The sequence below is a fragment of the Allosphingosinicella sp. genome, assembly GCF_059502505.1.
The window spans coordinates 96,090-121,226 of record NZ_JCACEU010000019.1 but is presented as its reverse complement, the minus strand read 5'-3'; the positions used below and the strand labels follow the sequence as shown (position 1 = coordinate 121,226).

General features: G+C 66.9%; 26 protein-coding genes, 1 tRNA gene and 1 pseudogene. 6 read left to right on the top strand and 22 right to left on the bottom strand.

Annotated features, from left to right (window positions below):
* Window positions 1-14 precede the first annotated feature (14 nt).
* On the top strand, window positions 15-497 hold the full coding sequence (locus tag AC5JBD_RS12990) for a DUF4112 domain-containing protein (RefSeq protein WP_495722237.1): 483 nt from the start codon (window positions 15-17) through the stop codon (window positions 495-497).
* Here the strand turns inward: AC5JBD_RS12990 and nadC are convergent.
* The 6 genes from nadC to AC5JBD_RS12960 form a co-directional block, all read right to left on the bottom strand.
* Entirely contained in the window at window positions 453-1,298 is an 846-nt protein-coding gene (gene nadC, locus AC5JBD_RS12985) for a carboxylating nicotinate-nucleotide diphosphorylase (protein WP_495722236.1), read from the bottom strand. The genes AC5JBD_RS12990 and nadC overlap by 45 nt on opposite strands.
* Window positions 1,295-3,415: a prolyl oligopeptidase family serine peptidase gene (locus AC5JBD_RS12980; RefSeq protein ID WP_495722235.1), complete on the bottom strand. Its 2,121-nt coding sequence runs from the start codon at window positions 3,413-3,415 to the stop codon at window positions 1,295-1,297. The genes nadC and AC5JBD_RS12980 overlap by 4 nt, the downstream gene beginning before the upstream one ends.
* 79 nt (window positions 3,416-3,494) lie before the next feature.
* A complete protein-coding gene (gene nadA, locus AC5JBD_RS12975) occupies window positions 3,495-4,496 on the bottom strand; it encodes a quinolinate synthase NadA (protein ID WP_495722234.1) in 1,002 nt (333 codons plus the stop codon).
* A 133-nt stretch (window positions 4,497-4,629) separates the two neighbouring features.
* Window positions 4,630-5,349, bottom strand: coding sequence for a DUF4230 domain-containing protein (locus tag AC5JBD_RS12970; RefSeq protein WP_495722233.1), 720 nt, complete (start codon window positions 5,347-5,349; stop codon window positions 4,630-4,632).
* Complete coding sequence (locus AC5JBD_RS12965; RefSeq protein ID WP_495722232.1) at window positions 5,334-6,188, bottom strand: MBL fold metallo-hydrolase; 855 nt, start codon at window positions 6,186-6,188, stop codon at window positions 5,334-5,336. The genes AC5JBD_RS12970 and AC5JBD_RS12965 overlap by 16 nt, the downstream gene beginning before the upstream one ends.
* Window positions 6,189-6,450: 262 nt before the next feature.
* The gene (locus tag AC5JBD_RS12960) at window positions 6,451-7,233 is read right to left on the bottom strand and encodes a helix-turn-helix domain-containing protein (protein WP_495722231.1); all 783 of its coding nucleotides are present in this window, start codon (window positions 7,231-7,233) and stop codon (window positions 6,451-6,453) included.
* 144 nt (window positions 7,234-7,377) lie between these two features.
* Between AC5JBD_RS12960 and AC5JBD_RS12955 the strand changes: the two genes are divergently transcribed.
* On the top strand, window positions 7,378-7,767 hold the full coding sequence (locus tag AC5JBD_RS12955; protein ID WP_495722230.1) for a hypothetical protein: 390 nt from the start codon (window positions 7,378-7,380) through the stop codon (window positions 7,765-7,767).
* On the opposite strand, the gene grxD is transcribed toward AC5JBD_RS12955, so the two are convergent.
* The 9 genes from grxD to AC5JBD_RS12910 all read right to left on the bottom strand — a co-directional run bounded on the left by grxD (window position 7,764) and on the right by AC5JBD_RS12910 (window position 13,503).
* Window positions 7,764-8,090 (bottom strand): Grx4 family monothiol glutaredoxin, encoded by a 327-nt coding sequence (gene grxD / locus AC5JBD_RS12950; protein ID WP_495722229.1) that lies wholly within the window; start codon window positions 8,088-8,090, stop codon window positions 7,764-7,766. The two genes, AC5JBD_RS12955 and grxD, sit on opposite strands and share 4 nt — an antisense overlap.
* 10 nt (window positions 8,091-8,100) lie before the next feature.
* The gene (locus AC5JBD_RS12945; RefSeq protein ID WP_495722228.1) at window positions 8,101-8,334 is read right to left on the bottom strand and encodes a BolA/IbaG family iron-sulfur metabolism protein; all 234 of its coding nucleotides are present in this window, start codon (window positions 8,332-8,334) and stop codon (window positions 8,101-8,103) included.
* Window positions 8,334-8,660 carry a DUF1476 domain-containing protein gene (locus AC5JBD_RS12940; protein WP_495722227.1) on the bottom strand — a complete coding sequence of 109 codons (327 nt, stop codon included), beginning with the start codon at window positions 8,658-8,660 and terminating at the stop codon, window positions 8,334-8,336. Before AC5JBD_RS12940 ends, AC5JBD_RS12945 begins: the two co-directional genes overlap by 1 nt.
* 206 nt (window positions 8,661-8,866) lie before the next feature.
* The gene (locus AC5JBD_RS12935) at window positions 8,867-9,865 is read right to left on the bottom strand and encodes an NADPH:quinone oxidoreductase family protein (protein WP_495722226.1); all 999 of its coding nucleotides are present in this window, start codon (window positions 9,863-9,865) and stop codon (window positions 8,867-8,869) included.
* Complete coding sequence (locus tag AC5JBD_RS12930) at window positions 9,862-10,695, bottom strand: N-acyl homoserine lactonase family protein (RefSeq protein ID WP_495722225.1); 834 nt, start codon at window positions 10,693-10,695, stop codon at window positions 9,862-9,864. The genes AC5JBD_RS12935 and AC5JBD_RS12930 overlap by 4 nt, the downstream gene beginning before the upstream one ends.
* An 18-nt stretch (window positions 10,696-10,713) precedes the next feature.
* Window positions 10,714-11,349, bottom strand: a complete 636-nt coding sequence (locus AC5JBD_RS12925) for a 3-oxoacid CoA-transferase subunit B (protein ID WP_495722748.1) — start codon at window positions 11,347-11,349, stop codon at window positions 10,714-10,716.
* Window positions 11,350-11,351: 2 nt separating this feature from the next.
* A complete protein-coding gene (locus AC5JBD_RS12920; RefSeq protein ID WP_495722224.1) occupies window positions 11,352-12,185 on the bottom strand; it encodes an HAD family acid phosphatase in 834 nt (277 codons plus the stop codon).
* Between the two features lie 110 nt (window positions 12,186-12,295).
* Window positions 12,296-13,003, bottom strand: coding sequence for a CoA transferase subunit A (locus AC5JBD_RS12915; RefSeq protein ID WP_495722223.1), 708 nt, complete (start codon window positions 13,001-13,003; stop codon window positions 12,296-12,298).
* Window positions 13,004-13,200: 197 nt separating this feature from the next.
* Window positions 13,201-13,503 carry an SCP2 sterol-binding domain-containing protein gene (locus AC5JBD_RS12910; RefSeq protein WP_495722222.1) on the bottom strand — a complete coding sequence of 101 codons (303 nt, stop codon included), beginning with the start codon at window positions 13,501-13,503 and terminating at the stop codon, window positions 13,201-13,203.
* Window positions 13,504-13,602: 99 nt separating this feature from the next.
* Between AC5JBD_RS12910 and AC5JBD_RS12905 the strand changes: the two genes are divergently transcribed.
* The 3 genes from AC5JBD_RS12905 to AC5JBD_RS12895 are packed head-to-tail and all read left to right on the top strand — an operon-like array spanning window position 13,603 to window position 17,807.
* Entirely contained in the window at window positions 13,603-15,810 is a 2,208-nt protein-coding gene (locus tag AC5JBD_RS12905; protein WP_495722221.1) for a thiamine pyrophosphate-dependent enzyme, read from the top strand.
* Entirely contained in the window at window positions 15,803-16,846 is a 1,044-nt protein-coding gene (locus tag AC5JBD_RS12900) for an ACP S-malonyltransferase (RefSeq protein WP_495722220.1), read from the top strand. The genes AC5JBD_RS12905 and AC5JBD_RS12900 overlap by 8 nt, the downstream gene beginning before the upstream one ends.
* A gap of 16 nt (window positions 16,847-16,862) precedes the next feature.
* Window positions 16,863-17,807 carry a DUF808 domain-containing protein gene (locus tag AC5JBD_RS12895; RefSeq protein WP_495722219.1) on the top strand — a complete coding sequence of 315 codons (945 nt, stop codon included), beginning with the start codon at window positions 16,863-16,865 and terminating at the stop codon, window positions 17,805-17,807.
* A gap of 82 nt (window positions 17,808-17,889) precedes the next feature.
* On the opposite strand, the gene AC5JBD_RS12890 is transcribed toward AC5JBD_RS12895, so the two are convergent.
* From AC5JBD_RS12890 to AC5JBD_RS12880, 3 genes are all read right to left on the bottom strand, one after another.
* Window positions 17,890-18,642: a hypothetical protein gene (locus tag AC5JBD_RS12890; protein WP_495722218.1), complete on the bottom strand. Its 753-nt coding sequence runs from the start codon at window positions 18,640-18,642 to the stop codon at window positions 17,890-17,892.
* A 123-nt stretch (window positions 18,643-18,765) separates the two neighbouring features.
* On the bottom strand, window positions 18,766-19,170 hold the full coding sequence (locus AC5JBD_RS12885; protein ID WP_495722217.1) for a DUF6491 family protein: 405 nt from the start codon (window positions 19,168-19,170) through the stop codon (window positions 18,766-18,768).
* A 45-nt stretch (window positions 19,171-19,215) separates the two neighbouring features.
* Entirely contained in the window at window positions 19,216-21,186 is a 1,971-nt protein-coding gene (locus tag AC5JBD_RS12880) for a protein-L-isoaspartate(D-aspartate) O-methyltransferase (protein ID WP_495722216.1), read from the bottom strand.
* A 46-nt stretch (window positions 21,187-21,232) separates the two neighbouring features.
* On the opposite strand from AC5JBD_RS12880, the gene AC5JBD_RS12875 reads away from it, so the two are divergent.
* On the top strand, window positions 21,233-21,859 hold the full coding sequence (locus AC5JBD_RS12875) for a class I SAM-dependent DNA methyltransferase (RefSeq protein ID WP_495722215.1): 627 nt from the start codon (window positions 21,233-21,235) through the stop codon (window positions 21,857-21,859).
* On the opposite strand, the pseudogene thiS reads toward AC5JBD_RS12875, so the two are convergent.
* The 4 genes and pseudogenes from thiS to AC5JBD_RS12855 form a co-directional block, all read right to left on the bottom strand.
* Window positions 21,820-22,832: pseudogene (gene thiS, locus AC5JBD_RS12870) on the bottom strand (sulfur carrier protein ThiS). The gene AC5JBD_RS12875 and the pseudogene thiS overlap by 40 nt on opposite strands.
* 14 nt (window positions 22,833-22,846) lie before the next feature.
* Window positions 22,847-22,921 (bottom strand) — tRNA-Thr (locus AC5JBD_RS12865).
* Between the two features lie 18 nt (window positions 22,922-22,939).
* Window positions 22,940-23,812 carry a hypothetical protein gene (locus tag AC5JBD_RS12860; RefSeq protein WP_495722214.1) on the bottom strand — a complete coding sequence of 291 codons (873 nt, stop codon included), beginning with the start codon at window positions 23,810-23,812 and terminating at the stop codon, window positions 22,940-22,942.
* Window positions 23,809-25,104 carry a mechanosensitive ion channel gene (locus tag AC5JBD_RS12855; RefSeq protein ID WP_495722213.1) on the bottom strand — a complete coding sequence of 432 codons (1,296 nt, stop codon included), beginning with the start codon at window positions 25,102-25,104 and terminating at the stop codon, window positions 23,809-23,811. Before AC5JBD_RS12855 ends, AC5JBD_RS12860 begins: the two co-directional genes overlap by 4 nt.
* Window positions 25,105-25,137: the final 33 nt, after the last annotated feature.

Genomic DNA, 25,137 nt, shown 5'->3' with positions numbered 1-25,137 from the left:
ATTAGCTCTGGGTGGTGCCGACGCCGCAGGAACAGTTCGAAGCGCTTGCGAGCCAGCTGCCGATCGGCCGCGACCCCGCCTCGGTCCGGCGTCGCCTGGAGGCCGTAGAGGGGCTGCTCGAGCGGATCTTCGTGGTTCCCGGCATCAACCGGCCAATCGGGCTCGACTCCATCCTCGGCCTCGTCCCCGTGGTCGGCGACGTGATCACCGCATCGATGGGCGCCTGGCTGGTCTGGGAGGCGCGCAACCTCGGCATGTCTAAGTTCCAGCTCGCGCGGATGGCGGCGAATGTCGGCGTCGACACGGCGGTGGGGGCGATCCCGCTGGTCGGGGACCTGTTCGACTTCGTCTTCCGGTCCAACAGCAGGAACATCAGGATCATCAAGCGCTATCTCGACAAGCATCATCCTTCGACGATGACGATCGAGGGCGAGGTCGTGGCGAGGCCAGGCTCAGACCTCCGAGAAATCGAGGCCGATGTCGGCCGCCGGAGCTGATTGGGTGAGCCGGCCGACCGAGATATAGGTCACGCCGGTCTCCGCCTTGGCGCGTATCGTATCGAGGGTGACTCCACCGCTCGCCTCGGTGGGAACGCGGCCGCCCACCAGCCGCACGGCCTCGCGCAGCGTCGGCGCATCCATATTGTCGAGCAGCAGGTGGGTCGCGCCCGCGCCAAGCGCGGGTTCGACCTGATCGATCCGGTCGACTTCGACGATGATCCTCTCGATGCCGGCGGCGACGGCGCGGCGCACCGCTTCCTCGACGCTGCCGGCTACGGCGACATGGTTGTCCTTGATCATCGCGGCGTCCCAGAGGCCCGTGCGGTGGTTCTGAGCGCCGCCCATGCGTGTCGCATATTTCTCAAGCAGCCGGAGGCCAGGAATGGTCTTGCGCGTGTCCAGCAGGATGGCGCTGGTGCCTTCGATCGCATCGACATACGCTCGAGCGAGGGTCGCGACGCCGGAGAGATGCTGGAGCGTGTTGAGCGCCGACCGTTCGGCGGTGAGCAGGGCGCGGGCGCGCCCGGTGACGCGCATCAGGTCCGTGCCCGCGCGGACCCTGTCGCCGTCCTCGACCAGCCGCTCTACCTCCACCGCCGGGTCGAGTGCGCGGAAGAAGGCCTCCGCGATCGGCAGCCCCGCGACGGTGATCGCATCGCGGCTGTCCATTACTCCCCGAAATCGCGCCTCGGCGGGAATGACCGCGGCGGACGTGATGTCGCCACCCTCTCCCAAATCCTCGGCCAGGGTGCCGCGGACGAAGGCCTCGAGGTCGAAGCCGGGCAGCGCGAAGCTCACTTGGCCGCCCCGCCGAGCTCCCGCTTGAGATAGGCCATCAGCAAGGCCGCGCGCTTCGCGTCCTCCGCATGGTCCGCGCCGACCGAATGGCCGCCTTCCAGATATTCGTGGAAGTAGAAGCGATTGCCATATTCGCCGAGCCGCGCCGCCATCTTGCGGGCATGGCCGGGATGGACGCGATCGTCCTTGGTCGAGCTGTAGAAGAACACGGCTGGATAATCGACGCCGCGCTTCAGGTTCTGGTAGGGCGAATATCGGCTCATGAACGCCCAGTCCTCCGGCTTGTCCGGATCGCCATATTCGTCAATCCAGGAGGCGCCGGCGAGCATGTGCGAATAGCGCTTCATGTCGTGCAGCGGCGAGCCCGAGATCACCGCAGAATAGAGGTCCGGACGCTGCGTCAGCGCCGCGCCGACCAGCACGCCGCCGTTGGAACGGCCCGAAATGCCGATCTTGCCGCGGGCGGTGACCCCGGTGCGGATAAGATCCTCGGCCACGGCGTGGAGGTCGTCGAAGCTCTTCTGCCGGTTCTCGCGCAGCACGGAGCGGTGCCATTCGGGTCCATATTCGCCGCCGCCGCGGATGTTGGCGAGGACATAGGCATTGCCCTCCTCTACCAGGAACAGGCCGAGCGGCCCGGCGCGATACGGCTGCTCGGTGATGTAGCCCGGCGTCTGCGCCGCACGGAAACCGCCATAGGCATGGATGAGCGTCGGCACCGGTCCCGCGACGCCCTTCCTGCGGACGAGGAAATAGGGAATCCGCGTGCCGTCCCTCGACGTCGCGAAGCGCTGCTCTACCTCGAAGGCCTTGGCATCGAACTTGGGCGGGAGCGCCTGCACCAGCTCCGGCGCCTGGCCCGGCCGAACCGCATAGAGCGCCGGGGGCGTCAGCATGCCCTCCACCGTCGCGAAGGCGATGTCCGAGCTGCCGGCGGTCTCCAGCAGATGGAGGGTGCTGTTGTCCGGCAGATCCGCTTCGGTCCGGCTCCAGCCACCGTCCGCGCCCGGCCGCAGTGCGAACAGCTTGCCCGACACGTCGTCCAGCGCCTTGACCCAAAGGACGTTGTCGGATGCGGCCACCTCCTCGATCGCCTGGCTCTTCGTTGGGGCCATCACCAGCCTAGGCTCGGCGGCGCGTCCGTCGCGAATCGCCGCCAGCTCGTAGGAGACGATCGCGCCCTCTGGCAGCGTGCGTCCGACGCTCGTGGTCGGGCTCTGCAGCTTGGCGATGAGGCGACCGCCGATAATGTCCTCGAACTCGGCATCCTCCGGCAGCGGCACGGAGACGAGACGACCCTCAGGCGTCAGCAGCCTGTATTCGTTGGTCCAGAAGGTCTTGCCCCGACCGACGAACGTCCAGCGCGTGTCGCCGTCCTGGATGGCAATCGGCGTTACCGCCACGTCGCCCGCCTCTCCTTCGAAGATCGTGCGCGCCTCCGCGAGCGGCGTGCCGCGCTTCCAGAGCTTGGCGATCCGCGGATAACCGGATGTCGTGAGCGAGCCCGTGCCATAATCCGTAGCGACGATCAGGGTGTCGGCGTCGGCCCAGGCGACATTGCTCTTCGCTTCCGGAACGACAAAGCCGCCCTTCACGAACTTGCCGGTCTGAAGGTCGAATTCGCGAACCACGTCGGCATCGGTGCCGCCGGGGCTCAGCGAGACGAGACAGCGGCGATATTCGGGCGCGAGGCAGTTGGCGCCGTGCCAGACCCAGCTCTTCCCCTCCTGCTTGCCGAGGGCGTCAACGTCGATCAGCGTGCGCCACTGCGGCTTGCCGGCCGCATAGGCTGCGAGCGGCGAGATGCGCCACACGCCACGCGGATTGTTCGCGTCGCGCCAGAGATTGGTGACATATTCCCCGAGCACGGCCTCGGGCGCGGCGATCTGTTGCTCGTCGTCGAGGATCGCGCGGGCGCGGCTGCGATATTGCTCGAACTTCGGGTCCCTGGTGAGGAGCTGCTCGGTCGCCGCATTCCACTGCTTGACCTGGGCAAGGGCGCGTTCGCCCTCGACCTCCTCCAGCCAGAGATAGGGGTCTTCGGGAGCGGCGGGCGTTTGGGCGATCGCGACGGCAGCACTGGCGAGAGCCACGGCGGACAAGAGCAGACGATGCAATTCGGATCTCCGGAAGAAGAGAAGGCGGGAGACCTACCGTCTCCCGCCCCCTGAAGTCACTAGCCTGGCAATGCGGACATCAACCCGCGGCGACCACGGGCCGGCCGACATCGCCCTGCCCCACCGTGCGCCCGGCCATCTCGAGCATGCGGTCGAGCGAGGTGCGGGCGCGCAGGCGCAGCTCCTCGTCCATCTCGATCCGCGGCTGGAGGTCGCGGAGCGCGACGTAGAGCTTCTCCACGCTGTTCAGCGCCATATAGGGGCACATGTTGCAGTTGCAGTTCCCGTCCGCGCCGGGAGCGCCGATGAAGCGCTTGTGCGGCGCCGCTTTCTCCATCTGGTGCATGATGTGCGGCTCGGTGGCGACGATGATCGTCTCCGAAGGCGACTTCAGCGCTGCGTCGAGAATCGCCTTGGTCGAGCCGATCTCATCGGCATGGTCCAGGATCTGCGGCGGGCATTCCGGATGGGCGAGCACCGGCGCGCCCGAATGCTGCGCCTTGAGCTTCAGCAGCTCGGTTTCCGAGAAGGCCTCGTGCACGATGCACACGCCCGGCCAGAGCAGCATGTCGCGATCGAACTTGCGATTGAGCCAGCCGCCGAGATTCTTGTCGGGGCCGAAGATGATCTTCTGCTCCTTCGGGATCTGCGACAGGATCGTCTCGGCGGACGAACTGGTGACGATGATGTCGGAGAGCGCTTTCACCTCGGCCGAGCAGTTGATGTAGGTGAGCGCGATATGGTCCGGATGGGCCTCGCGGAACGCCTTGAACTGGTCGGGCGGGCAGGAATCCTCAAGGCTGCAGCCGGCATTCATGTCCGGCAGAACGACGATCTTTTCGGGCGAGAGGATCTTGGCGGTCTCGGCCATGAAGCGAACCCCGCAAAAGGCGATCACCTCGGCATCGGTGGCCGCGGCCTTGCGCGACAGATCGAGGCTGTCGCCGACGAAATCGGCAATGTCCTGGAGCGCCGGCTCCTGGTAATAATGGGCGAGGATGACGGCGTTGCGCTCCTTGCGCAGCCGGTCGATCTCGGCGCGGATGTCGAGCCCGCGAAGGCTCCCGACGGTCATATTCATGGCAAAACCCCCGTGTGGTTCGGTCTATAGCCGCTCGCCCCAAGCGTGTCGAAGGGCGGTCCCGAGGTGCCTCCAGAGCGAGGTGCCACCCGCGTGCCACGGACGTCCCACATGGGGCTTCGGGCGCCGATTTTCAAGGTCTGGTGTCGTTCAACACCTCCGCGGCTGGCCTCGACACATCCCAGCGCTCGCCACTGCGAAACGACCGCTCGGGGGGAAAGGTGACGATGACGCGGGCATCGCCATAGCCCAGCGCAGCAAGCGGCGCAGACATGAGGTTCGACACCGCCCGCCGCGCATGTTCTCGAGCTTGCGCCATCCTCTGCGGCGAATACGCCTCCGAACGGGCCTTGCGCTGTGCGGCCAGCGATGTGCGGCGGCTCAGCTCCTCCCCTGCTTGCCGGGTCACGAACACGCCGCTGGTCCGGACGAGCGTGCGCCGCCCCTCCTCCGTATTGGGCGTGGCGACGACGACATCGGGCGCATTCACGATCAGGGTGCGCGAGCCCTCGATCCATTCGACGTCACCCGGGCCGATCCGCGACACATCGACGAAATAGTCGACCGAATAAGGCATCTTCACCACCTGATCGGACCGCAGCCAGCCAAAGCCGCGGACGTCGGTCGCGGTGCTCTGAACCGTGCCCGACAGCTCTGCGACCTTGAGCTGGCTCATTCCTGACAGCCTCGCGGTGATCAGCTGGGTAACCGCGGGACCATCTTCCTCTTCGGTGACTGCGTAAAGCTCCTGGTATCGCTGATAGGCGAAGAGCCCGAGGAGGATGAGCAACGCCACGACGATGGCGGCGACCAGCAGCCGGACCGGCGGCGCGGCCGCTATCGGCTTCGCCATGTTGCCCCCTCCGCGACCACCAGTCCCCGCCGCTCCAGGTCGATCAGATGCGCGAGCACGGACCGCGCCGCAGCCGGATGGAGACGCGGGTCGACCGCCTGGTAGAGATTGGCGACGATCGCCGGGACGCCGTCATCGCCGGCCCTCAGCCGAGCGAGGATACCCGCCTCACGCTGTTTGCGGTGGAGGATCAGGCCGCGGACGAGCTTGCGCGGATCGGCTACCGCCTGTCCATGCGCCGGATAGTAGATGCTCTCCTCGCGCGGCAGCAGCTTTTCGAGGCTGGCGACATAGGCGCCCATGTCGCCGTCGGGCGGCGACACGATGCTGGTCGACCAGCCCATCACATGATCGCCGCTGAAGAGGGCATTGGCCTCCTTCAGCGCGAAGCAGAGATGGTTGGACGTGTGCCCGGGCGTCGCCACCGCCTCCAGCGTCCAGCCGGAACCCTCCAGCAGCTCGCCGTCGGCCAGCACCCGGTCAGGCCGGTAATCGGGATCGAAGGATTCGTCCTCGCCCTCGTCCTGCAACGCGAGCGGCGCACAGCCTACGATCGGCGCGCCCGTGGCCGCCTTGAGCGGCCGCGTGCCGGGGCTGTGGTCCCGATGGGTATGCGTGCAGACGATCGCGACAATCTCCTCGCCCGCGGTGGCGCTCAGCAAGGCGTCGATGTGCGGGGGGCTGTCCGGTCCTGGATCGATCACCGCCACCTTCCCCTGGCCGACGATATGCGTCTGGGTGCCGGTGAAGGTGAAGGCCGACGGGTTCGGCGCCAACACGCGGCGCACCAGCGGGCCGAGCTGTTCGATCTTGCCGGTAAGGTCCGCCATGCCGAGCATGTGGCATCGGGGGCATAGGAAGCCAAGAGCGCGACACCCCCGGCCATTCGGGGCGCTGAGCAATGGGTCAACGGAGCGTTAGGCTCTTTTGTCGGCGATTTTTACACGCTGAGAAAAGGTTAATTTCGGTTCACCACCGTAAGGCGCGGAAATCCGCCACCGACGCGACTTGGCACGGCGCGTGTATCTTTTCCGGCGTCCACACAGTTCCTTGAAGGGGCGGACTGGCGCTTTTCTGGTCGCGCCGTCCGCCCTGAACTTTTCAGGACCCCCTCAACGCCGCCGCAGTCGCCGCATCGGCCGGGAAGAAGGCCTCCACCGCAATCTCCGACAAGGTGACGTCGATCGGCGTGCCGAACACGGTCGTCGTCGAGAAGAAGGAGAGCCGCACTCCCCCGAGGTCGAGGATCATCGGCACGAACACGCCGCCATGGCGTTCGGTCGAGCCGCGGAAGGGCGGCGCCGGATAGCCTTCGACTTCGCGCGCGAGTTCGCCCAGGACCGGATCGGCGCTTGTCGCGAACTGACCGTTGAGCCGCTCGAGCAGGTGCGCCTTCCACTCGCCGAGGTTCACGATCTGCGGCGCCAGCCCCTCCGGATCGAGGCTGAGGCGGATGACGTTGACCGGCGGTTCCAGCAGCCTTGGCGCGATGCCGGCGAGCAGCGGCGCCACCGCTTCATTGTGCGCCAGCATGGTCCAGTGGCGATCGACCGCCAGAGCGGGATAAGGCTCATGCCCCCGCAATATCTGCTCGACCGCCGCGCGCGCCTGCCGAAGCTCGGGATCGTCGAACGTGCGTTCCCGATAGGCAGGGGCGAAGCCCGCGGCGAGTAGCAGCGCGTTGCGATGCCGCAGCGGTATCCCCAGCCGCTCGGCCAGGCGCAGGATCATCTCGCGCGACGGTTGCGAACGGCCGGTCTCGACGAAGCTCAGGTGCCGTGCGGAGATCTCCGCGTCGAGCGCAAGGTCGAGCTGGCTCATCCGCCGCAGCTGCCGCCATCCACGCAGCTGGTCGCCCAGCGATGCCGTCGCCGCTTCGATCATGGGATCACCTCCTCCCGCTCTTCTGGCGCGGAACGAGCAGGCGGACCACTACCTGCGAGGTAATCGACACGCCTCCCTCCCTAGCCGATCTTTCCGCTTACGGCAGGCGCACGGCGTGCCGCCAAACATCCAAGGAGACAGACGATGATCCTCTCGACCTTTCTGAAGCGCGTGCTGGTCCTCGATTCCGCGAGCTGCCTTGCGATGGGCCTGCTGCTCAGCATCGGCGCCGCGACGCTGGCGCCGCTCTTCGGCATCGACCGGCAGATCGTCAGCGGCGCCGGGCTTGCACTGATCCCGCTCGGCCTGTTCATCCTGTGGCTGGGCACGCGCCAGGCGGCCGCGCCGGCGCTCGTCTATCTGGTGATCGGCGGCAATTTCATATGGACGGTCGAGAGCTTCGTTCTCACCGCCAACACAGGCGGGATCACGGCGCTCGGCACTGCCTTCGTGAGCGTCCAGGCCGCCGCCGTCGGCGGGCTCGCATTGCTCGAATGGATCGGCGTCAGGCGCAGCCGGGCCGCAGCGGCCTAGGCCTTGGCGACCTGCTTCTCGTCGAGCAGGGTCTGGAGTTCGCCGGCTTCGAACATCTCCATCATGATGTCGGAGCCGCCGACAAACTCGCCCTTGACGTAAAGCTGGGGGATCGTGGGCCAGTCCGAATAGGCCTTGATCCCCTGGCGGATCTCCGGGTCCTGGAGGACGTCGACCGTGTCGAACTGGACACCGAGATGGTCGAGGATCGCCACCGCCCTGCTCGAGAAGCCGCATTGCGGGAAGAGGGCGGTGCCCTTCATGAACAGGACGACGTCCTTAGACCTTACGATCTCGTCGATGCGGGCATTGCTGTCGGTCATTTGATCTTCCTCAATCCGGGACGGCGGTGGTCAATTGCAGCGCGTGGAGCACGCCGCCCATCCGTCCGCCCAGTGCTTCATAGACGCGCCGCTGCTGGACGACGCGGGACTGCCCCCTGAAACTCTCCGCCACCACGCGGGCGGCATAATGATCGCCATCGCCCGCGAGGTCGGTGATCTGGACCACTGCATCGGGGATGCCGGCGCGGATCAGGGTCTCGATCTCATCGGCGGCCATCGCCATCAGCCCTGCGCCTCCATCAACTGGCGCCGCGCCTCCACGGTCTTGTGCGCCAGCGCCTCGCGTATCCGCCCCTCGTCGCAGTCGACGCCGGCCGAGGTGAGATCGCCGAGGATCTTGCGGATCACGTCCTCGTCGCCGGCTTCCTCGAAGTCGGAGCGGATCACGTCCTTGGCATAAGCCTCCGCCTCGACCTCAGTCAGCCCCATCAGCCCCGCCGCCCACTGGCCGAGCAGCCGGTTGCGGCGCGCGACGATCTTGAACTGCATCTCCTGATCGCGGGCGTACATATTCTCGAACGCGCGTTCGCGGTCGTCGAAAGTCGTCATGTCGTTCCTTTGCTGCAGTTCATTAGCGTCAGATAGGCCGCCCGGTCGCTGTCCGCTAGGGCCTGATACTCACGCGGCGCGACCCGAAGGCGACGCCCGCTCGGATCGACTCCTTCGGTCCTGCGGGACCTGGTAGAGGTCGTGGCAGGCCTTGCAGGTTGCTGGCGTGGCAGTGCTGCGCGAGCAGATAGGCCGATCTCATCGCCTCACTCCATCGTCACGACGAGTTTGCCTACCGCCTGGCGTGCGGCCATGTGAGCGATCGCTTCGCCGCCTTGAGCTAGTGGCCAGGTGCGGCTCACCCGGGGGGCGATCCTCCCTTCGTCCCAGAGGCGGAACAGGGTCCGGATGTGCGCGGCATTCGCCTGCGGGTCGCGGGCCGCAAAGGCTCCCCAGAAGACGCCGCACACGTCGCAGCTCTTGAGGAGAGTGAGGTTGAGCGGAAGCCTGGGAATGCCGGCCGGGAAGCCGACGACCAGATAGCGGCCCTCCCAGGCGATCGACCGCAATGCGGGCTCGGCATAATCGCCGCCCACCGGATCGTAGATGACCTCCGCTCCCTGACCGCCGACTGCGTCCTTGAACATCTGCGCAAGCGCCTTGGAGTCGTCCTTGTCGAACGGCCCGCGCGGATAAACGAGGACATGGTCCGCACCCGCCGCCCGCGCCGCCTCCGCCTTCTCCTCCGACGAAACGGCTGCCACCACGCGGGCGCCGAACGCCTTGCCGAGCTCCACCGCCGCCAGCCCGACGCCGCCGGCCGCACCGAGGACGAGCAGGGTCTGCCCCTCCTTCAGCTTGCCGCGATCCAGCAGAGCGTGGATCGAGGTCGCATAGGTGAGGATCAGCGCGGACCCCTCCTCGAAGCTCCGCTCCGCGGGGAGGGGTAGCGCCATCGCCGCCGGCACCAGCACCTTTTCGGCGAGCCCGCCATGCCCCAGCATCGCGATCAGCCGGTCGCCTGCGGACCAGCCGGAAACGCCCTCCCCCAACGCCTCGACCTCACCGGCAATCTCGCCGCCCGGCGCGAAGGGCCGCGCCGGCTTGAACTGATATTTGTCCTCGATGATCAGCACGTCCGGATAATTGATCGCGCAGGCCTTCACCCGCACCAGCAGCTGACCGGGACCAGGCGCTGGGTCCGCGACCTCCGCCAGCTCGAGCGTTTCCGGACCGCCTGGTTCGCGCGACAGCAGGGTCTTCATCGCGCCGCCTTCGGGAACGGCGGGAGCTTGGCGATGTCGGCCGCCTCGTGCTGGATGATCACCTTGGCCCCCAGGTTCTTGGCGATCCGGTCGAACCGGTCCATCGACGCGAGCGTGTCGGCGCGGTCGTGATTGAACGGCGGGACGCCGCGGTTCGCGACCTGCTCGGTGAAATGGTAAAGGTCGCCCGTCAGCAGCACCGGTCCGGACGCCAGCCGCACCAGGAGAGCATAGTGGCCCGGCGTATGACCGGGGAGCTTCAGCATCAGCACGCGCCCGTCGCCGAACACGTCGTGATCGCGAGTGACCGGCTCCACCTTGCCGGCGCCGCTCAGCCAATGGGTCAGCGCCTTCACCGAATCCTCGTCGACGGGCGGCGTCGTGCGGAGCAGGTCGAGATCGCCTTTCCCCATCAGCAGCCGCGCCTGCGGGAAGCGCGGTGCCTGACCGACATGGTCGAAATGCCAGTGGCTGATGCCGATCAGCTCGATCTGTTCGGGCCGCACGCCAATCTGTTTCAGCTGGTCGGCGATGCTGGTGCGGACGCGGAGCGTCTGCTGCTCGTTCGAGAAGCCGCGGCCGATCAGCGCGTCGGTGAGACCCGTGTCCCACAGCATGAAGCGATCGCCGTGGCGGATCAGGTAGCAGCTGGCGACGATGTCCTTGGGACCGGCCGGGTATTGGAAGGTGTCGGAGAAGAAGGCGCCATATTGCTTGATCTCGAATTCGCCGCAGTCGAGCCGCCAGAGCGACAACGGTGCCTCCGCCTTCGGCGCCTGCATGCCGCCGAGCCCGAGAAAGGCCGCGGCCGCCAGGATCAGCTTCTTCATATCACCCCCGTCCAAGCCCTAGCTGTCGTAACGCGCCGTCGTCTTCGCCGCCACTTCCTCCGCGGTCACGCCCGGCGCCATCTCGATCAGCCGGAACGGGCTCTGATGGTCCGGTCGATGGAAGACCGCGAGATCGGTGATCACCATGTCGACGACGTTCTTCCCGGTCAGCGGCAGGGTGCATTCGGGGATGAACTTGGGATCGCCGTTCTTGGAGACATGCTCCATCACGACGATGATCTTCTTGACCCCGGCGACCAGGTCCATCGCGCCGCCCATGCCCTTGATCATCTTGCCCGGGATCATCCAGTTGGCGATGTCGCCGCTTTGGCTGACCTCCATCGCGCCGAGCACGGTGAGGTCGATGTGCCCGCCGCGGATCATCGCAAAGCTGTCGGACGAGGAGAAATAGCTCGACGAGGGCAGCTCGGAGATGGTCTGCTTGCCGGCGTTGATGAGGTCCGGATCGACCTCGTCCTCATACGGGAACGGTCCGATGCCGAGCATCCCGTTCTCGGACTGGAGCGTGACCGTCATCCCTTGCGGGATGTTGTTGGCGACGAGCGTCGGGATGCCGATGCCGAGATTCACATAATAGCCGTCGCGAAGCTCGCGCGCCGCGCGGGCGGCCATCTGGTTGCGGTCCCAACCCATCGTCATTTCTCCCCTGCCGGATCGGACCATCTCTTGTCCGCCGGAAACACATCGTCGAAGCCGCCGCGCACGCCCGGGCCGTAGACCGGGTTGGGCAGCAGGAACCAGCCATTCCCCCAGAGCGGCGCAAAGGGCGCCGTCGCGGCCGCGCGCCGACGCTCCGGTACGCTCAAGCTCTTGGCATTGAACAGGTCGGAAAAGTCGCCGAGCTGATCGCCCGCCATCGCGATCACGCAAAAACCCTCGGCAATCAGGGCGCGGCGCGGGTCCTTGGCCGAACTGGTGCCGGCATCCCCCTGCAGGAACAAGGTGTCGCGGTGCTTCGCCGGTCCCAGGCCGGCGCCAGCAAGTGCGGCTTCCGCCTGGGCAGCGTTGGCGGCATTGCGATTGGTGTTGAACAGCACCGCAACGCCGGCTTCGCGGATCGCCCGCAGCGCGGTGACGGCGCCGGGTACCGGCGCTACTTTGTCGGCGCCCGTCTGCTCCCAGCGGTTCCAGATCGCGGAATCGAAGCTGCGCCCCTTCACCGCCTCGTCATATTCGTAGCCGAGGTTGAGCAATGCCGTCTCGTCCACGTCCAGCACGACCGCAAGCGGCTTCGATCCGCACGGCACGAAGCCCGGGCTCGCCAGCGTGGCGCCGTCCGCCAGAATGACGCTCTCTCGGGGCCGCTGGCGTGCCCGCTCCAGAACATGGTCGCGAAAGGCGTGGTAGGTCTGGATGCTGATCGCAGCGGCCTCGGCGGAGCCGTAGAGCCATTGCATCGTCGCGGGCGGATTGGCGGGAGAACCCACCGCTGGCGGGGTCGCCACGACGGGCACAGGCGGCGCAGGCATGGTCGCGCAGCCAAAGAGCAGCAGAGCGCCGATAGCGACAGCCGTTTGCTTCGAGCGAAGTCGAGAAGCGTGTCTCGACTTCGCTCGACACGAACGGAGTCTTTGGACCGTCACGCGGTCTCCCTCTGCCTCGTCGTCCGGAACTCGATCTTCTTGTCGTAGGGCGCGCCGAGGACCATTCGCTTCACGTAGATCGACGGCAGGTGGATGGCGTCCGGATCGAGGGAACCGACCGGCACGATCTCCTCAACCTCGGCGACGCAGATGCGGCCGGAGGTCGCGGCCGGCTGGTTGAAGTTGCGGGCGGTCTTGCGGAAGACGAGATTGCCCGCCTCGTCGGCCTTCCACCCCTTCACGATCGACAGGTCCGACCGGATGCCGCGCTCGAGGATGTAGGTCTCCCCATTGAATTCCTTATGCTCCTTGCCCTCCGCGACCTGGGTGCCGACCCCGGTCTTGGTGTAGAAGCCGGGGATACCGGCGCCCCCTGCCCGCATCCTCTCGGCAAGCGTGCCCTGCGGACAGAATTCGACCTCTAGCTCGCCGGCGAGATACTGCCGCTCGAACTCCTTGTTCTCGCCGACATAGGAGGAGATCATCTTCCGCACCTGCCGGGTGCGCAGCAGCTTGCCAAGGCCCTCATTGTCAATGCCGGCATTGTTGGAGGCGATGGTGAGGTCCTTGACCCCGCTGGCCTGAATGGCGTCGATCAGCCGCTCGGGGATACCGCACAGGCCGAACCCACCCGCGCAGATCGTCATGCCGTCGAAGAGCAGCCCTTCAAGCGCGGCGGCCGCATCGGGATAGATTTTCTGCATGCGATCTCCCCTGAAACGGAAGACGCGATAGGCGGGCGCGGCGAGTCAGGTCAAGCGAACCTGAATGAGGTTTCAACTTCAGCGCCATCGTCATCCCGGCGAACGCCGGGATCTCAGCGCGGTAGAGCGCAGGCGGACGCTCCCGACGCGGCCTCCGACCTGAGATCCCGGCTTTCGCCGGGATGACGCGTGAGGGCTCAGCTCCGGAGCTTCGCCAGCACGCCCTGCAGTTGCATCGCGTTGGACATGTCGCCCTCGACCTTGAGCTTGCCCTGCATGAAGGCGGTCATGCCGTCGAGCTGGCCGGAGGACATCGCCTCCCAGTCCGCCCAGCTGACCTTGATCGTGGTGTCGGCGGGGCCGTCTTCCTCGGAAACCTTGTTGGCCTGACCGTCGAGCATCACGACGCCCTCGCTGCCGCCGAAGTCGATCTTGACGCGCTTGCCGGGAAGCCAGGCGCTCTTTTCGTTGAGGGCGGCGGCCATTTCGCTCTTGGTCATGCAATGCTCCTTACGATGTCCCGCCTCTCCTACCTTACGTAAACGTCAGGTCAAGCTCGGGCCCTCGACGAGGCGACGGCCGAGCGATAGGGGCGGCTGATGGACGCGGCCGAAGCCATTCACGAGAAGTTCGTTGCGAAGGTCAAAGGCGGGAAGCTGCCGCCCCGGCTCGTGCAGGTACAGCCGGAGGATGTCGGCCTGGCGTCCGAAGCCGCGGTCGAGCTGTTCTACAGCCAGTGCGCCAGCCGGCAGATGGACCGCCTCTCCCGTCGCCTGCAGGCGCGGGGCGAAGGCTTCTACACGATCGGCAGCTCGGGCCACGAGAACAACGCCGCCGTCGCCGAGGCCTTCCGGCTCGGCGACATGGCCTTCCTCCACTATCGCTCCAACGCCTTCCAGATCCATCGTTCGAAGAAGCTGCCCGGCCAGTCGCCGCTCTGGGACATGCTGCTGAGCTTCGCCGCCTCCGCGGAAGATCCGATCTCGGGCGGCCGCCACAAGGTGATCGGCTCCAAGCCGCTGAACATCCCGCCGCAGACCAGCACGATCGCGTCCCATCTCCCCAAGGCAGTCGGCGCCGCGTTCAGTATCGGCATCGCGAAGACGCTGAAGCTCGAGGACCCCCCCCTTCCCTCGGATTCCGTGGTCCTCTGCAGTTTCGGCGATGCCTCGGTCAATCATTCGACCGCGCAAGGCGCCTTCAACAGCGCCGCCTGGGCCGCCTATCAAGGCACGCCGATGCCGCTCGTCTTCATCTGCGAGGACAATGGCATCGGCATCTCCACCCGCACGCCCCAGGGCTGGATCCAAGCCAACTTCCGCGAGCGCCCCGCACTCAAATATGTCCGGTGCAGCGGCCTCGACCTGGTCGACGCCTATCGCGGCGCGCTGGAGGCCGCGCACTTCGCCCGCACCCGCCGCAAGCCGGTCTTCCTACACATGGACTGTGTAAGGCTCTACGGCCACGCCGGCTCCGACGTTCAGTCCACATATCTCTCGAAATCGCTGATCGAGGCGGACGAGGAGCGCGATCCGCTGCTCTACAGCGCGTCCTTGCTCCGCGAGCAGGATATCCTCGCCGAGAGCGAGATCCTCGACATCTACAACGAGACCGAGGCCACTTTGAACCGCCTCGCCGCGGAAGCGATCAAGCGGCCGAAGATCACCACCAGCAGCGAAGTGATGGCGAGCATTGTGCCCCCGAAGCGGGAGTCCGTCCGCGCCAACACGCCCTCCCCCGAGGAGCGCAAGGCCCTGTTCGCCCGCGATCTCGGCATGATGGACAAGCCGCAGCATATGGCGCGGCTGCTGAGCTGGGCGCTTGCCGACCTGATGCTGGCTCACGGGAACATCATCGTCGCCGGCGAGGATGTCGGGCCCAAGGGCGGGGTCTACAACGTCACCGCCAAGCTCCACGAGCGCTTCGGTCCCGCCCGCGTGATCAACACCCTGCTCGACGAGCAGAGCATCCTCGGCCTCGGCATCGGCGCCGCGCATAACGACCTGCTGCCGATCACCGAGATCCAGTTCCTCGCTTATGTCCACAATGCCGAGGACCAGATACGGGGCGAGGCGGCGACCTTGAGCTTCTTCTCGGCGGGCCAATATGCCAACCCGATGGTGATCCGCATCGCCGGCCTCGGCTATCAGAAGGGCTTCGGCGGCCACTTCCACAACGACAACAGCCTCGCCGTATTCCGCGACATTCCCGGCCTCATTCTGGCGGTGCCCAGCAACGGCGCCGACGCCGTCGGGATGCTGCGCGAATGCGTCCGCCTCGCGCTCGAGGAGCAGCGCGTCGTCGTTTTCGTCGAGCCGATCGCGCTCTACATGACGCGCGACCTTCATGCCGAAGGCGACGCGCTCTGGACGTCCACCTACGCTGCTCCCGGCGAGGCGAAGCCGATCCGCCTCGGCGAGCTCGGCGTCCATGGCGACGGCACCGACCTCGCCATCGTCACCTATGGCAACGGCTACTACCTCTCTCGACAGGCCGAAAAGCTGCTGAGCGAGCAGCACGGCCTCAAGGCAAGGGTGATCGACCTGCGCTGGCTCGCGCCGCTCAATGAAGACGGGCTGATCGATGCCGTCGCGGGCTGCGAGCGCATCCTGATCGTCGACGAATGCCGCAAGACCGGCTCGCAGAGCGAGGCGCTGATGGCGCTCTTCACGGAGCGTGCGCCGGGCATCCCCTGCCGCCGCATCGCCGCCGAGGACAGCTTCATCCCGCTCGGCCGTGCGGCGACCCTCACCCTGCCGAGCCGGGACTCGATCGTCGCGGCGGCGCTGGAGGCAGTTCATGGCTGAGAAGCTGACGGCGCTGGTCGTTTGCCCCGGTCGGGGAACCTACGGCAAGGCCGAGCTCGGGTACCTGAAACGCTTCCACGGCGACAAAGGCGAACTGATTGGGGCGTTCGATCGAATTCGTGCTGCCCGCGGCCAGCCGGCCATCACCGAGCTCGACAGCGCGGACCGGTTCAGCCCTGCCCTGCACACGCGCGGCGACATCGCCTCGCCGCTGATCTTCGCCGCCTCCTATGCCGATTTCCTCGCCATCGACCGCTCACGCTTCGACATCGTTGCCGCCACCGGCAATTCGATGGGCTGGTATACGACGCTGGCCGTCGGCGGCGCGGTCAGCGCCGAACACGGCTTCGAGATCGTCGATGCCATGGGCCAGAACAGCCAGGCCGGCAAACCTGGCGGGCAGGTCCTGCTGACCCTCATCGACGAGGATTGGCGCGAGCTGCCGGGCCTGCGCCAGCGCGTGCTGGCGCTGGTGCGATCGATCAACTCGCGGTCCGGCCACTCTCTCTACCCGTCGATCGATCTCGGCGGTATGCTCGTCCTCGCCGGCACAGAGCCGGCCTTGGAGGCGCTGCTGAAGGAAGCTCCGCCGACGCCCGCGCGGGAGCCGCTCCGCCTCGTCAACCATGGCCCATTCCACACGCCGCTGATGCAGGGTTCGTCCGAACGCGCGCTCACGCAGATCCCGACCGACGGGTTCACGTCTCCCGCCACGCCCATGATTGACGGCCGGGGTCACATCTGGCGGCGCCATGCCAGCAATGCGGAGGCGTTGCGGGACTACACCTTCGTCACGCAAATCCTCGAGACCTACGACTTCACCCGCGCCATCCAGGTGGCGGTGCGCGAACATGCGCCCGACCGCATCATCCTGCTGGGCCCCGGCGACACGCTCGGCGGCGCCATCGCCCAGGCGCTGATCGCCATCGAATGGCGCGGCCTGCGCTCCAAGCGCGATTTCCAGGAGATGCAGGCCGCCTCGCCCTTCCTGCTGGCGATGGGGCGCGAGGACCAGCGCGATCTGGTGATCCATTGAATTACAGGGGATTGCGATGCCGTCAGGACTGGTAGCTCTGCTGGACGACGTGGCGGGCATCACCAAGCTCGCCGCAGCCTCGCTCGACGATATCGGCGCCGCCGCCGGCCGTGCCGGCACCAAGGCGGCGGGCGTGGTGGTCGACGACGCCGCGGTCACGCCTAACTACGTCACCGGCTTCACGCCCGACCGCGAGCTGCCGATCATCTGGCGGATTGCCAAGGGATCGCTTCGCAACAAGATCATCTTCCTGCTCCCGGCGGCGATGCTGCTCAGCGCCTTCGCGCCCTGGGCGATCACGCCGCTGCTGATGCTCGGCGGCGCCTATCTCTGCTACGAGGCGACCGAGAAGATCATGGAGGCCGTGATCGGCCACGATGCCCATGTCGCGGACGTGCCGGTCGGCACCGCGCCGGGCGAAATGGAGGCGGAGAAAGTCTCGGGTGCGATCCGCACCGACTTCATCCTCTCGGCCGAGATCATGGCGATCGCGCTCGCCGACGTCGCCGACCAGCCCCTGCTCAGCCAGGCGATCATCCTCGCCGTCGTCGGTATCGCCATCACCATCGCCGTCTACGGCGCGGTCGGCCTGATCGTGAAGATGGACGACATCGGCCTGCACCTCGCCCAGCGCCGCGCCGCCGCCAGCCGGGCGCTGGGGCGCGGACTGGTGGTCGGCATGCCGGTGCTGATGAAGGCGCTCAGCATCATCGGCACCGCCGCGATGCTCTGGGTCGGCGGCGGCATCGTCGTCCACGGCCTCGAGGAGTTCCACCTCACTCCGATCCCGCACCTCGTCCATGACGGCGCGGCAGCGGCGGGCCACGCCGCGCCCTTCGCGGGCGGCGTGGTCGAGTGGATCGTCACTGCGCTCGGATCGGCCGTGGTCGGCCTGATCGTCGGCGCGGCGGTGATCGGGATTCTGTTCGCGATCAACAAGGCCCGCGGCAAAGGGCACTAGCGGAGCATCCTGCTCGCCACCCCCCCTGCAGGGGGAGCGGTGGGAAAAAAGTGGACCGGCCTTGAGCCGGTCCGATCTCAGATCAGTTGATGATGATGCCGCTCGCGCTTGGCGCGGTGGCCGGATTGGGCGCGGTGCGTGCGCCGTCCGTGTCCGGGGCCGCGCCTTCGAAGCCGAAGGCCGGGCGCGGCTCGATGGCCGGCGAGGCGCTGACTTCGCTTTCCGAACGGATGGTGACGATGGTCGTCGAGCCTTCCTCTTTCCACTCGTTGCGGCGGCTGAGCCGGCTCGTGCTCGTCGGAGTGCCGCCCTTCAGATAGCGCGACAGGAAATAGGCGGCGCCGGCCGCTGCCGCAGCGCCGACGACCATGGCGGTGGTGGAGCCGCGCCCACCTGACGGCGCGAAGAAGCTGCGCTGCCGCCGCGACTTGGTTTCCTCATATTGCGTGTCGAGCCACTCGCTGCGGCCGCTCGCCTCGGCATGGCCGACAAGGGCGTCGTGACGATGGCACAGATGCTCGAAGCGCTCGGTGAAGCGCCGGAACTCGGCGTTCCACTGGTGGCTGTCCTTGTCGCCGCGATGGAGCCCCTTCAGCTCCTTGCGAACCAGCGCATGCTCGGACTTGATGTCGGCGACGCTGTCCTTGACGGCCACGTCTTCCTTCATCCGCTTGAGGAAGAAGACCTCGAACAGGTCTAGATGCTCGCGGATCTGCCGGTCATAGGATGCGAAGTCCTGCTCGCGCGCAGTGTCGCCCTCGGCCTGGCTCAGGATCCTCTGCGCAAGCGAGCGAAGCTCCGCATGTTCGTGTCGAATCCGTTTGGATATTTCCATTTTTTCCTGCTCCTGACTGGCGTACGCACGGGGCGTCGCTCCCCGCATTCACCTCAGCCAACCGGAGAGGAGCGGCGTGGTTCCGCGCCTCCGCCATGATGTTTCGGCCGTGCGCCGAACGGATCAGCTGCGACGCCGCTCGCGATAGGCTTCGACCTCAGCATCGCCCAGCTTGCGCACGCCGGTGACGGCGCAGGACTGGGTTCCGGTCGGACTCGGCACGACCAGTTCGGCGTCCAATCCCTGGCAGATGAATGACGAACCCCGCGAGCGGATGCCGATCCGCTGCGACCAGTCGACATCCGGACATGCGCCGACGATGTCGAGTGCGTAGACGTCGCGCACACCGACGGTGACATAGACACGATCGTCATCATCGGAATTGAAGCCGCTGACCTGGCGGGGGAGGAAGCATTGCCTCCCCTCCACCTGAGCCATGGCGCCCTCCTCAGCCGCCGTCTCGGCGCAGCCGGACAGCAAGGCGATCGCAGCTGCCAGGCAAGCCGTTCTGATGATGGATGCGCGCATGTGACCTCTCCTGCACGCCCAACCGGAGGCTCTTCCCGAAGTTCCTCAGAGGCCGAACGGATACATCTCCTCCTCGCCCGCCGGTTGCTCGCGGCCGTCGAGCGGCGTCACCGCCGAAGTCTCGTCGAACCACAGCCAGGCGTCGAACTGGTTGGGAAGCACCGCCTGCGCATAATGGCTCCAGCGCTCGGTCTCCGGCCGGTAGATGACGCCGATGAAGCGTTCGAGCCGGGGCTCCATCAAGCCCTCCACCGCCGCCTCGTTGACGCCCTCGCGCAGGTCGAGCAGGAAGCGCGGCACGCCGGCATCGTGCGACATGCGCTCGTAGCTGCCGGCCAGCGACGGACGGACCTGCTTCACCTCCATCGGATCGTCCCAGTCCGTCGCGCAGGCGACGGTGCCGGTATGGGTGCCGAAGCCGATCAGCCGCGCCTCGTCGCCCCATTTCTCCTTGCAGAGCTGGCCGATGTTGAGCTCGTCCCGCACCTGCCCCATCTCGGTATGGGCGGCATTGCCGATATGGCTGTTATGCGCCCAGACCACCGCCTTCGCGTCCGGCCCTTTGGCATCTAGCAGCTGGCAGAGCGTCTCGAACATGTGCGTGTCGCGCAGGTTCCAGCTCTCCGCCGCGCCGTGATACATGACCCGGTAATAAGCCTCGGCATTCTTGACGAGCCGGGCATTGGCAGCCGCATCCAGCCATTCGTCGCCATCCTCGTCGACATATTCGACGCGCTTCTGGAGCAGCTCGCGGAGCATCTGCACGACCGGCTGCTCGCACTGCGCATAGCCGCGGGTCATCGCCATGCGACCGTAACCCTGCGGGTTGCGGGCATAGGGCTGAAGGCAGCCGTAACGCTCCCGCGCCACCCGCGCCGCCTCGGGATCGACGTCGTCGAGATAGTCGATCACCGCGCGGATCGATCCGCCGAGATTGTAGAGGTCGAGCCCATAGAAGCCCGCCATCCGCTCCGGCTCGGCGACGGCGTTGCGGCTGCGCAGCCAGCGGATGAAAGCCTGCACATCGGTGTTGCGCCACATCCATGTGGGGAAACGCTGAAACGCCTCTTCCTCGCCCTCGCGCGGGCCCCGATGGCGGACATAGCGGTCGATCGTCGCGGCATCGGGCCAGTCCGCCTCGACCGCGACGATGTTGAAGCCGTGCTCCTCGATCAGCCGCTGGGTGATGGCGGCGCGAGCGCGGTAGAATTCACTGGTGCCGTGGCTCGCCTCGCCGAGCAGCACCACCTTCGCATCCGCGAACCGGTCGAACAGTGCGCCGAAATCCGAGTCATCGAGATCGGGGAGAGGTTCGGCCGCATCCCGGATCAGCTCCGGGAGCGACCTGGGGTCCGATCGGCCGCCTTTCTCATTCCAGGCATGAGCGCCGATCAGCGGCACGAAGCGGACGGCGCCAAGCTCCTCCTGCTCGAACTCCTCTTCGCTCGTGCGGGTGACCTTCAGCAGCTTCTGCACCTCCTGTGGCTCACCGACCGGCATGACGAGCCGGCCGCCGATCTCCAGCTGCTGGAGCAGCACCTCCGGCACATGGCTACCGCTGGCCGAGACGATGATTGCGTCGAACGGACCCTTGTCCGGAAAGCCGCGCGTGCCGTCTCCCTCGTAGATCGAGACATTCTCGTAGCCGAGCGTCCCCATCCGCTCGCCCGCGAGGCGGGCAAGCTCGTCGTGCCGTTCGATCGCGATCACCTCGTCGACGATCCTCGAGATCACCGCCGATGCGTAGCCGGAGCCCGCCCCCACCTCCAGCACGAGGTCGGCGCTCTCGAGCTCCGCCGCCTCGATCATCAGCGCGACGATATAGGGCTGAGAGATCGTCTGATCCGCCTCGATCGGCAGCGGCGAATCCTCATAGGCGAATTCGTGCAAATGCTCGGGCACGAACGCTTCGCGGGGCACGTCGCGAAACGCCTCCAGAATGCGCGGATCGCGGATGCCGCGCCCGGCGATCTGCCGCTCGACCATCTTCTCGCGCGCCGCTCCAAAGTCTGCCATCACACACCTCTCGCACCACCAACTTGGAGCAGCAGCAGGCGTTCCGATGCAGCCGCACGAGCGCATTATCAGCCTCTACGAGGAACATGCGGCCGCCTGGGACGAGACCCGCGGGCGCGAGCTCAAGGAGCGGCAGTGGATCGACGCCTTCGCCGCTTTGGTGCCGCCGGGCGGATCGATCCTCGACCTCGGCTGCGGGAGCGGCGAACCCGTCGCGCGCCACCTGATCGAACTAGGCTACCGCGTCACCGGCCTCGACTCGTCACCATCGCTTGTCGCGATGTGCCGCGAGCGCTTCCCGGATCACGAGTGGCAGGTCGGCGACATGCGCGCGCTCGAGCTCGGCCGCCGCTTCGACGGCATCCTCGCCTGGTACAGCTTCTTCCACCTCCATTTCGACGACCAGCGCGCGATGTTTCCGCGCTTCGCCGCCCATGCGCGGCCGGGCACGCCGCTGACCTTCACGAGCGGGCCGCTGCACGGCGAGGCGACCGGCGAGTGGCAGGGCGAGCCGCTCTATCACGCCAGCCTGTCCGAGGAGGAATATCGCGAGCTCCTCGAGGCCAACGACTTCGAGGTGCTCAGCTTCAAGCCGGGAATGCCGGTCGCCGAAGGCCCCAGCGTCTGGCTGGCTCAGATGAGGCCGGCGAGCGGGCTCGACGGATCCGCGTAGCGCCGCTGCCCCATGCGGCCGGCGCGGTAGGCGAGGCGGCCAGATTCGACGGCGGCCTTCATGGCGCGGGCCATCATGACCGGGTCTTTCGCCTCTGCGATGGCGGTGTTCATGAGGACGCCGTCGCAGCCGAGCTCCATCGCCACCGCGGCGTCGGAGGCGGTGCCGACGCCGGCGTCGACAAGGACGGGCACCTTGGCGCCCTCGACGATCAGCCGGATGGTCACCCGGTTCTGGATGCCGAGGCCCGAGCCGATCGGTGCGCCCAGCGGCATGATCGCGACCGCGCCCGCTTCCTCGAGCTGCTTCGCAGCGATCGGATCGTCGACGCAATAGACCATCGGCTCGAAGCCCTCCTTCACGAGGGTCTCCGTCGCCCGCAGCGTCTCGCGCATGTCTGGATAGAGCGTCTTCGCCTCGCCCAGCACTTCGAGCTTCACCAGGTTCCAGCCCCCCGCCTCGCGCGCCAGCCGCAGCGTCCGGATCGCGTCCTCGGCGGTGAAGCAGCCGGCCGTGTTGGGCAGGTAGGTGTAGCGCTTGGGATCGATGAAATCGATCAGCATCGGCTGCTTGGGATCGGCGATGTTCACCCGCCGCACGGCGACAGTGACGATCTCCGCCCCCGAGGCTTCCACCGCGGCGGCATTCTGCTCAAAGCTCTTATACTTGCCAGTGCCGACAATCAGGCGCGAGTGGAACGTGCGTCCGGCGACTGACCAGCTGTCCTCACCGACGACCTTTGTTTCCGCATTCATCAGCCGCCCCCCACGAAGGTAACGATCTCGAAATCGTCGCCATCTTCGATCTTCGTTTCGGCGAGCGTGGAACGCGGCACGATCTCCAGGTTCCGCTCCACCGCCACCCGTGTCGGCTCCAGCCCCAGTTCCAGCGCCAGATCGGCGATCGTCATGCCCTTGGTGACGCGGCGATGCTGCCCGTTGACGCTGATCGAAAGGGTGTCGTCGTAAACCATGCTAAACCCGCTTGTGGTGCCGGATGAGGGATTCGAACCCCCGACCTTCGGTTTACAAAACCGCTGCACTACCACTGTGCTAATCCGGCGCTGCGGCGAGCAATGCGTCAAGGCACGCCCAAGGTCCAGCCCTCGGTGCGGGCGATCTCCGGGGTCATCGCCGCTGGCGACCAATAGTCCTCCCGATCCGCCACCTGCCGCAGCCAGGCGGAGCTCAGGATCGCGTCGGTGGCGTGATCGTCATAGCGGGAGAGCGGCCGGTGCGGGCGGCTGCCCAGGCGAGCCAGGGCGAGATCGAGCGTCTCCGGATCTCGCACCTTGGTGCGGCCGCGCGGCAGGCCGGCGGCGGCGGCGGCGATGCTGGTGTAGATCTCGACGACCACGGATCCTGCGGGTGGCAGCGGATCGAATGGCCAGATTGGCAAGTGCGGATCGAGCCTCAGGAACAGTCGCATCCCGGTCAGGCTCGACTTGCCGACCTGCGCCGCGCCGACCAGGTTGAAGTTGCTGACCGGGTTGCAGAGGCCCAGCCGCCTCTCCTCCTCCTCGACCACTCGCATGCGGCCGGCGCCGGGCTGGAACATGTCGCCGCAGCGGCCGCCGTGGCGGCGGAAGTGACGGCTCGCTTCAACGTGGTCGACGAAGTTGGAGGCGGCGAGATCGGGCTCGTCGGCGCAATATTCCTCGACCATTTGCCAGAGCGCCCGCACGTCCGGCGGGCTCGCGCCCCAGCCGGGGAAATAGGCGCCGCGGTCGACGAAGGCGAAGGCGCCGGAGAGATCGAAGCCGTAAAGCGTCGGCGCCTCGCCCGCAGTCGCGAGCACCCACTCCAGCACCTCCATGCGCGACCAGGGCCGCCCGCGCTCGACGAGCGCCGGCGGAGCCTCGCCCATCTCGCAGACCGCGACTGCGATGCCCTTGTGGCGGCTTCCTTTGGCTCCGGACCAGTCGATCGCGGCAAAGCGCCGGAACCGGCTCACACCAATGGCGGCTGCTCGGGCGGCGTCGGCGTCTTAGGCGCGCGCGGGCGGGTCGGCGGCGGCGGGATGCGATTGCCGGCCGTCCATTGCTCGAGCAATTTGTGCGCGGTCGGGCGGCCGCCGAGGCCGAAGGCGAGCGCACACGCGACTGCCGCCGAGCCGATCACCGACGCGAAGGCGATGATCACGATCTCGTTCGCCAGGCCCATGAAGGTCAGGCCCATCGCCACCGACAGCGCGATGATCGACCATTTGAGGATCGCCGGCAGCCACCCTTCGGTGCCGGCGCCGCTGACCAGGTTCGATACGATCCGGGCGATCACCACGCCGCCGAGGATGATGCCGGTGCCGAACAGGATGCGCCCGCCGAGCTCCAGCGTCTGGGCCAGCATCGCGGCGATGATCGGCGACTGGAGCAGCTCCGCCGCCTTGATCGCGAAAAAGATCAGGATCGCGATCATCACGAGGGTGCCGACGGTGCGCGACGGGGTCGTGCTCTCCGACGAGAAGCCGAGCGTCGCCACCGCGCGGTCGAAGCCCGCCGAGGGCAACAATTGCTCGATGAACTGCTTGGCGAGTTTGCCGACGATATAGCCGATGGCGAGCAGCACCAGCGCCGCGACGATGTTCGGCAGCGCGTTGAGGATGGTCTGCAGCATCGACGTGGCGGGCGCAGAAATCGCCTCGATCCTGAGCGTGTCGAGCGCCATGATCGTGACCGGGATCATGATCAGGTAGAAGACCAAGGTGGCGATGGAGCGGCTGAGGGACGTGCGAGCCGGCGTCGCGGCTGGCGGCGAGCCGACAGGCGCCGCAGGCGTGCTCGTGGCCGCACCGCCTTCCACCAGACCGGTCCGCTGCACCCAGCGATCGGCATTGGCGGCGAGCAGCGCCTCCTGCACGATCCGCCGGACGATCTTGGCGATGATCAGCCCGACCGCGAAGATGAGGCCGGCGCCGATCAGGTTCGGAATGAAGGCGAAGGTGTTGTTGGTGAGCTCGCGCACCGGCTCCAGCACGCGGGTGAGCCCCAAGGGCTGCAGCGCGAGCATGATGCCGATCAGCAGGATCAGCCAGAAGGCGATGTCGCCGATCAGGCCGCCGAGCGTGCTGCCCGGCTCCGCCTCATAATGCTTCTTCAGCGCCGGGACGCGGTCGACCAGCTTGGCGATCGCCCATTTCGCCGCCCGCGCCAGGACATAAGCGATGAGGAGGATGGCCAGTGCACCGAGGATGCGGGGCGCCCAGATTTCGAGCTGATACTGCCAATTGTCCGGGCCGGTGCGGTACATAAGCTGCTCCCCCTCCTTACGCGGGCTGACGTC

Bases quoted from the DNA above. Each gene is read 5' to 3' on its own strand.
- nadA (WP_495722234.1), bottom strand. From the start codon at position 4,496: ATGAATATGACCGTCGGGAGCCTTCGCGGGCTCGACATCCGCGCCGAG.
- AC5JBD_RS12970 (WP_495722233.1), bottom strand. From the start codon at position 5,349: ATGGCGAAGCCGATAGCGGCCGCGCCGCCGGTCCGGCTGCTGGTCGCC.
- AC5JBD_RS12965 (WP_495722232.1), bottom strand. From the start codon at position 6,188: ATGCTCGGCATGGCGGACCTTACCGGCAAGATCGAACAGCTCGGCCCG.
- AC5JBD_RS12960 (WP_495722231.1), bottom strand. From the start codon at position 7,233: ATGATCGAAGCGGCGACGGCATCGCTGGGCGACCAGCTGCGTGGATGG.
- AC5JBD_RS12955 (WP_495722230.1), top strand. From the start codon at position 7,378: ATGATCCTCTCGACCTTTCTGAAGCGCGTGCTGGTCCTCGATTCCGCG.
- grxD (WP_495722229.1), bottom strand. From the start codon at position 8,090: ATGACCGACAGCAATGCCCGCATCGACGAGATCGTAAGGTCTAAGGAC.
- AC5JBD_RS12945 (WP_495722228.1), bottom strand. From the start codon at position 8,334: ATGGCGATGGCCGCCGATGAGATCGAGACCCTGATCCGCGCCGGCATC.
- AC5JBD_RS12940 (WP_495722227.1), bottom strand. From the start codon at position 8,660: ATGACGACTTTCGACGACCGCGAACGCGCGTTCGAGAATATGTACGCC.
- AC5JBD_RS12935 (WP_495722226.1), bottom strand. From the start codon at position 9,865: ATGAAGACCCTGCTGTCGCGCGAACCAGGCGGTCCGGAAACGCTCGAG.
- AC5JBD_RS12930 (WP_495722225.1), bottom strand. From the start codon at position 10,695: ATGAAGAAGCTGATCCTGGCGGCCGCGGCCTTTCTCGGGCTCGGCGGC.
- AC5JBD_RS12925 (WP_495722748.1), bottom strand. From the start codon at position 11,349: ATGGGTTGGGACCGCAACCAGATGGCCGCCCGCGCGGCGCGCGAGCTT.
- AC5JBD_RS12920 (WP_495722224.1), bottom strand. From the start codon at position 12,185: ATGCCTGCGCCGCCTGTGCCCGTCGTGGCGACCCCGCCAGCGGTGGGT.
- AC5JBD_RS12915 (WP_495722223.1), bottom strand. From the start codon at position 13,003: ATGCAGAAAATCTATCCCGATGCGGCCGCCGCGCTTGAAGGGCTGCTC.
- AC5JBD_RS12910 (WP_495722222.1), bottom strand. From the start codon at position 13,503: ATGACCAAGAGCGAAATGGCCGCCGCCCTCAACGAAAAGAGCGCCTGG.
- AC5JBD_RS12905 (WP_495722221.1), top strand. From the start codon at position 13,603: ATGGACGCGGCCGAAGCCATTCACGAGAAGTTCGTTGCGAAGGTCAAA.
- AC5JBD_RS12900 (WP_495722220.1), top strand. From the start codon at position 15,803: ATGGCTGAGAAGCTGACGGCGCTGGTCGTTTGCCCCGGTCGGGGAACC.
- AC5JBD_RS12895 (WP_495722219.1), top strand. From the start codon at position 16,863: ATGCCGTCAGGACTGGTAGCTCTGCTGGACGACGTGGCGGGCATCACC.
- AC5JBD_RS12890 (WP_495722218.1), bottom strand. From the start codon at position 18,642: ATGGAAATATCCAAACGGATTCGACACGAACATGCGGAGCTTCGCTCG.
- AC5JBD_RS12885 (WP_495722217.1), bottom strand. From the start codon at position 19,170: ATGCGCGCATCCATCATCAGAACGGCTTGCCTGGCAGCTGCGATCGCC.
- AC5JBD_RS12880 (WP_495722216.1), bottom strand. From the start codon at position 21,186: ATGGCAGACTTTGGAGCGGCGCGCGAGAAGATGGTCGAGCGGCAGATC.
- AC5JBD_RS12875 (WP_495722215.1), top strand. From the start codon at position 21,233: ATGCAGCCGCACGAGCGCATTATCAGCCTCTACGAGGAACATGCGGCC.
- AC5JBD_RS12855 (WP_495722213.1), bottom strand. From the start codon at position 25,104: ATGTACCGCACCGGCCCGGACAATTGGCAGTATCAGCTCGAAATCTGG.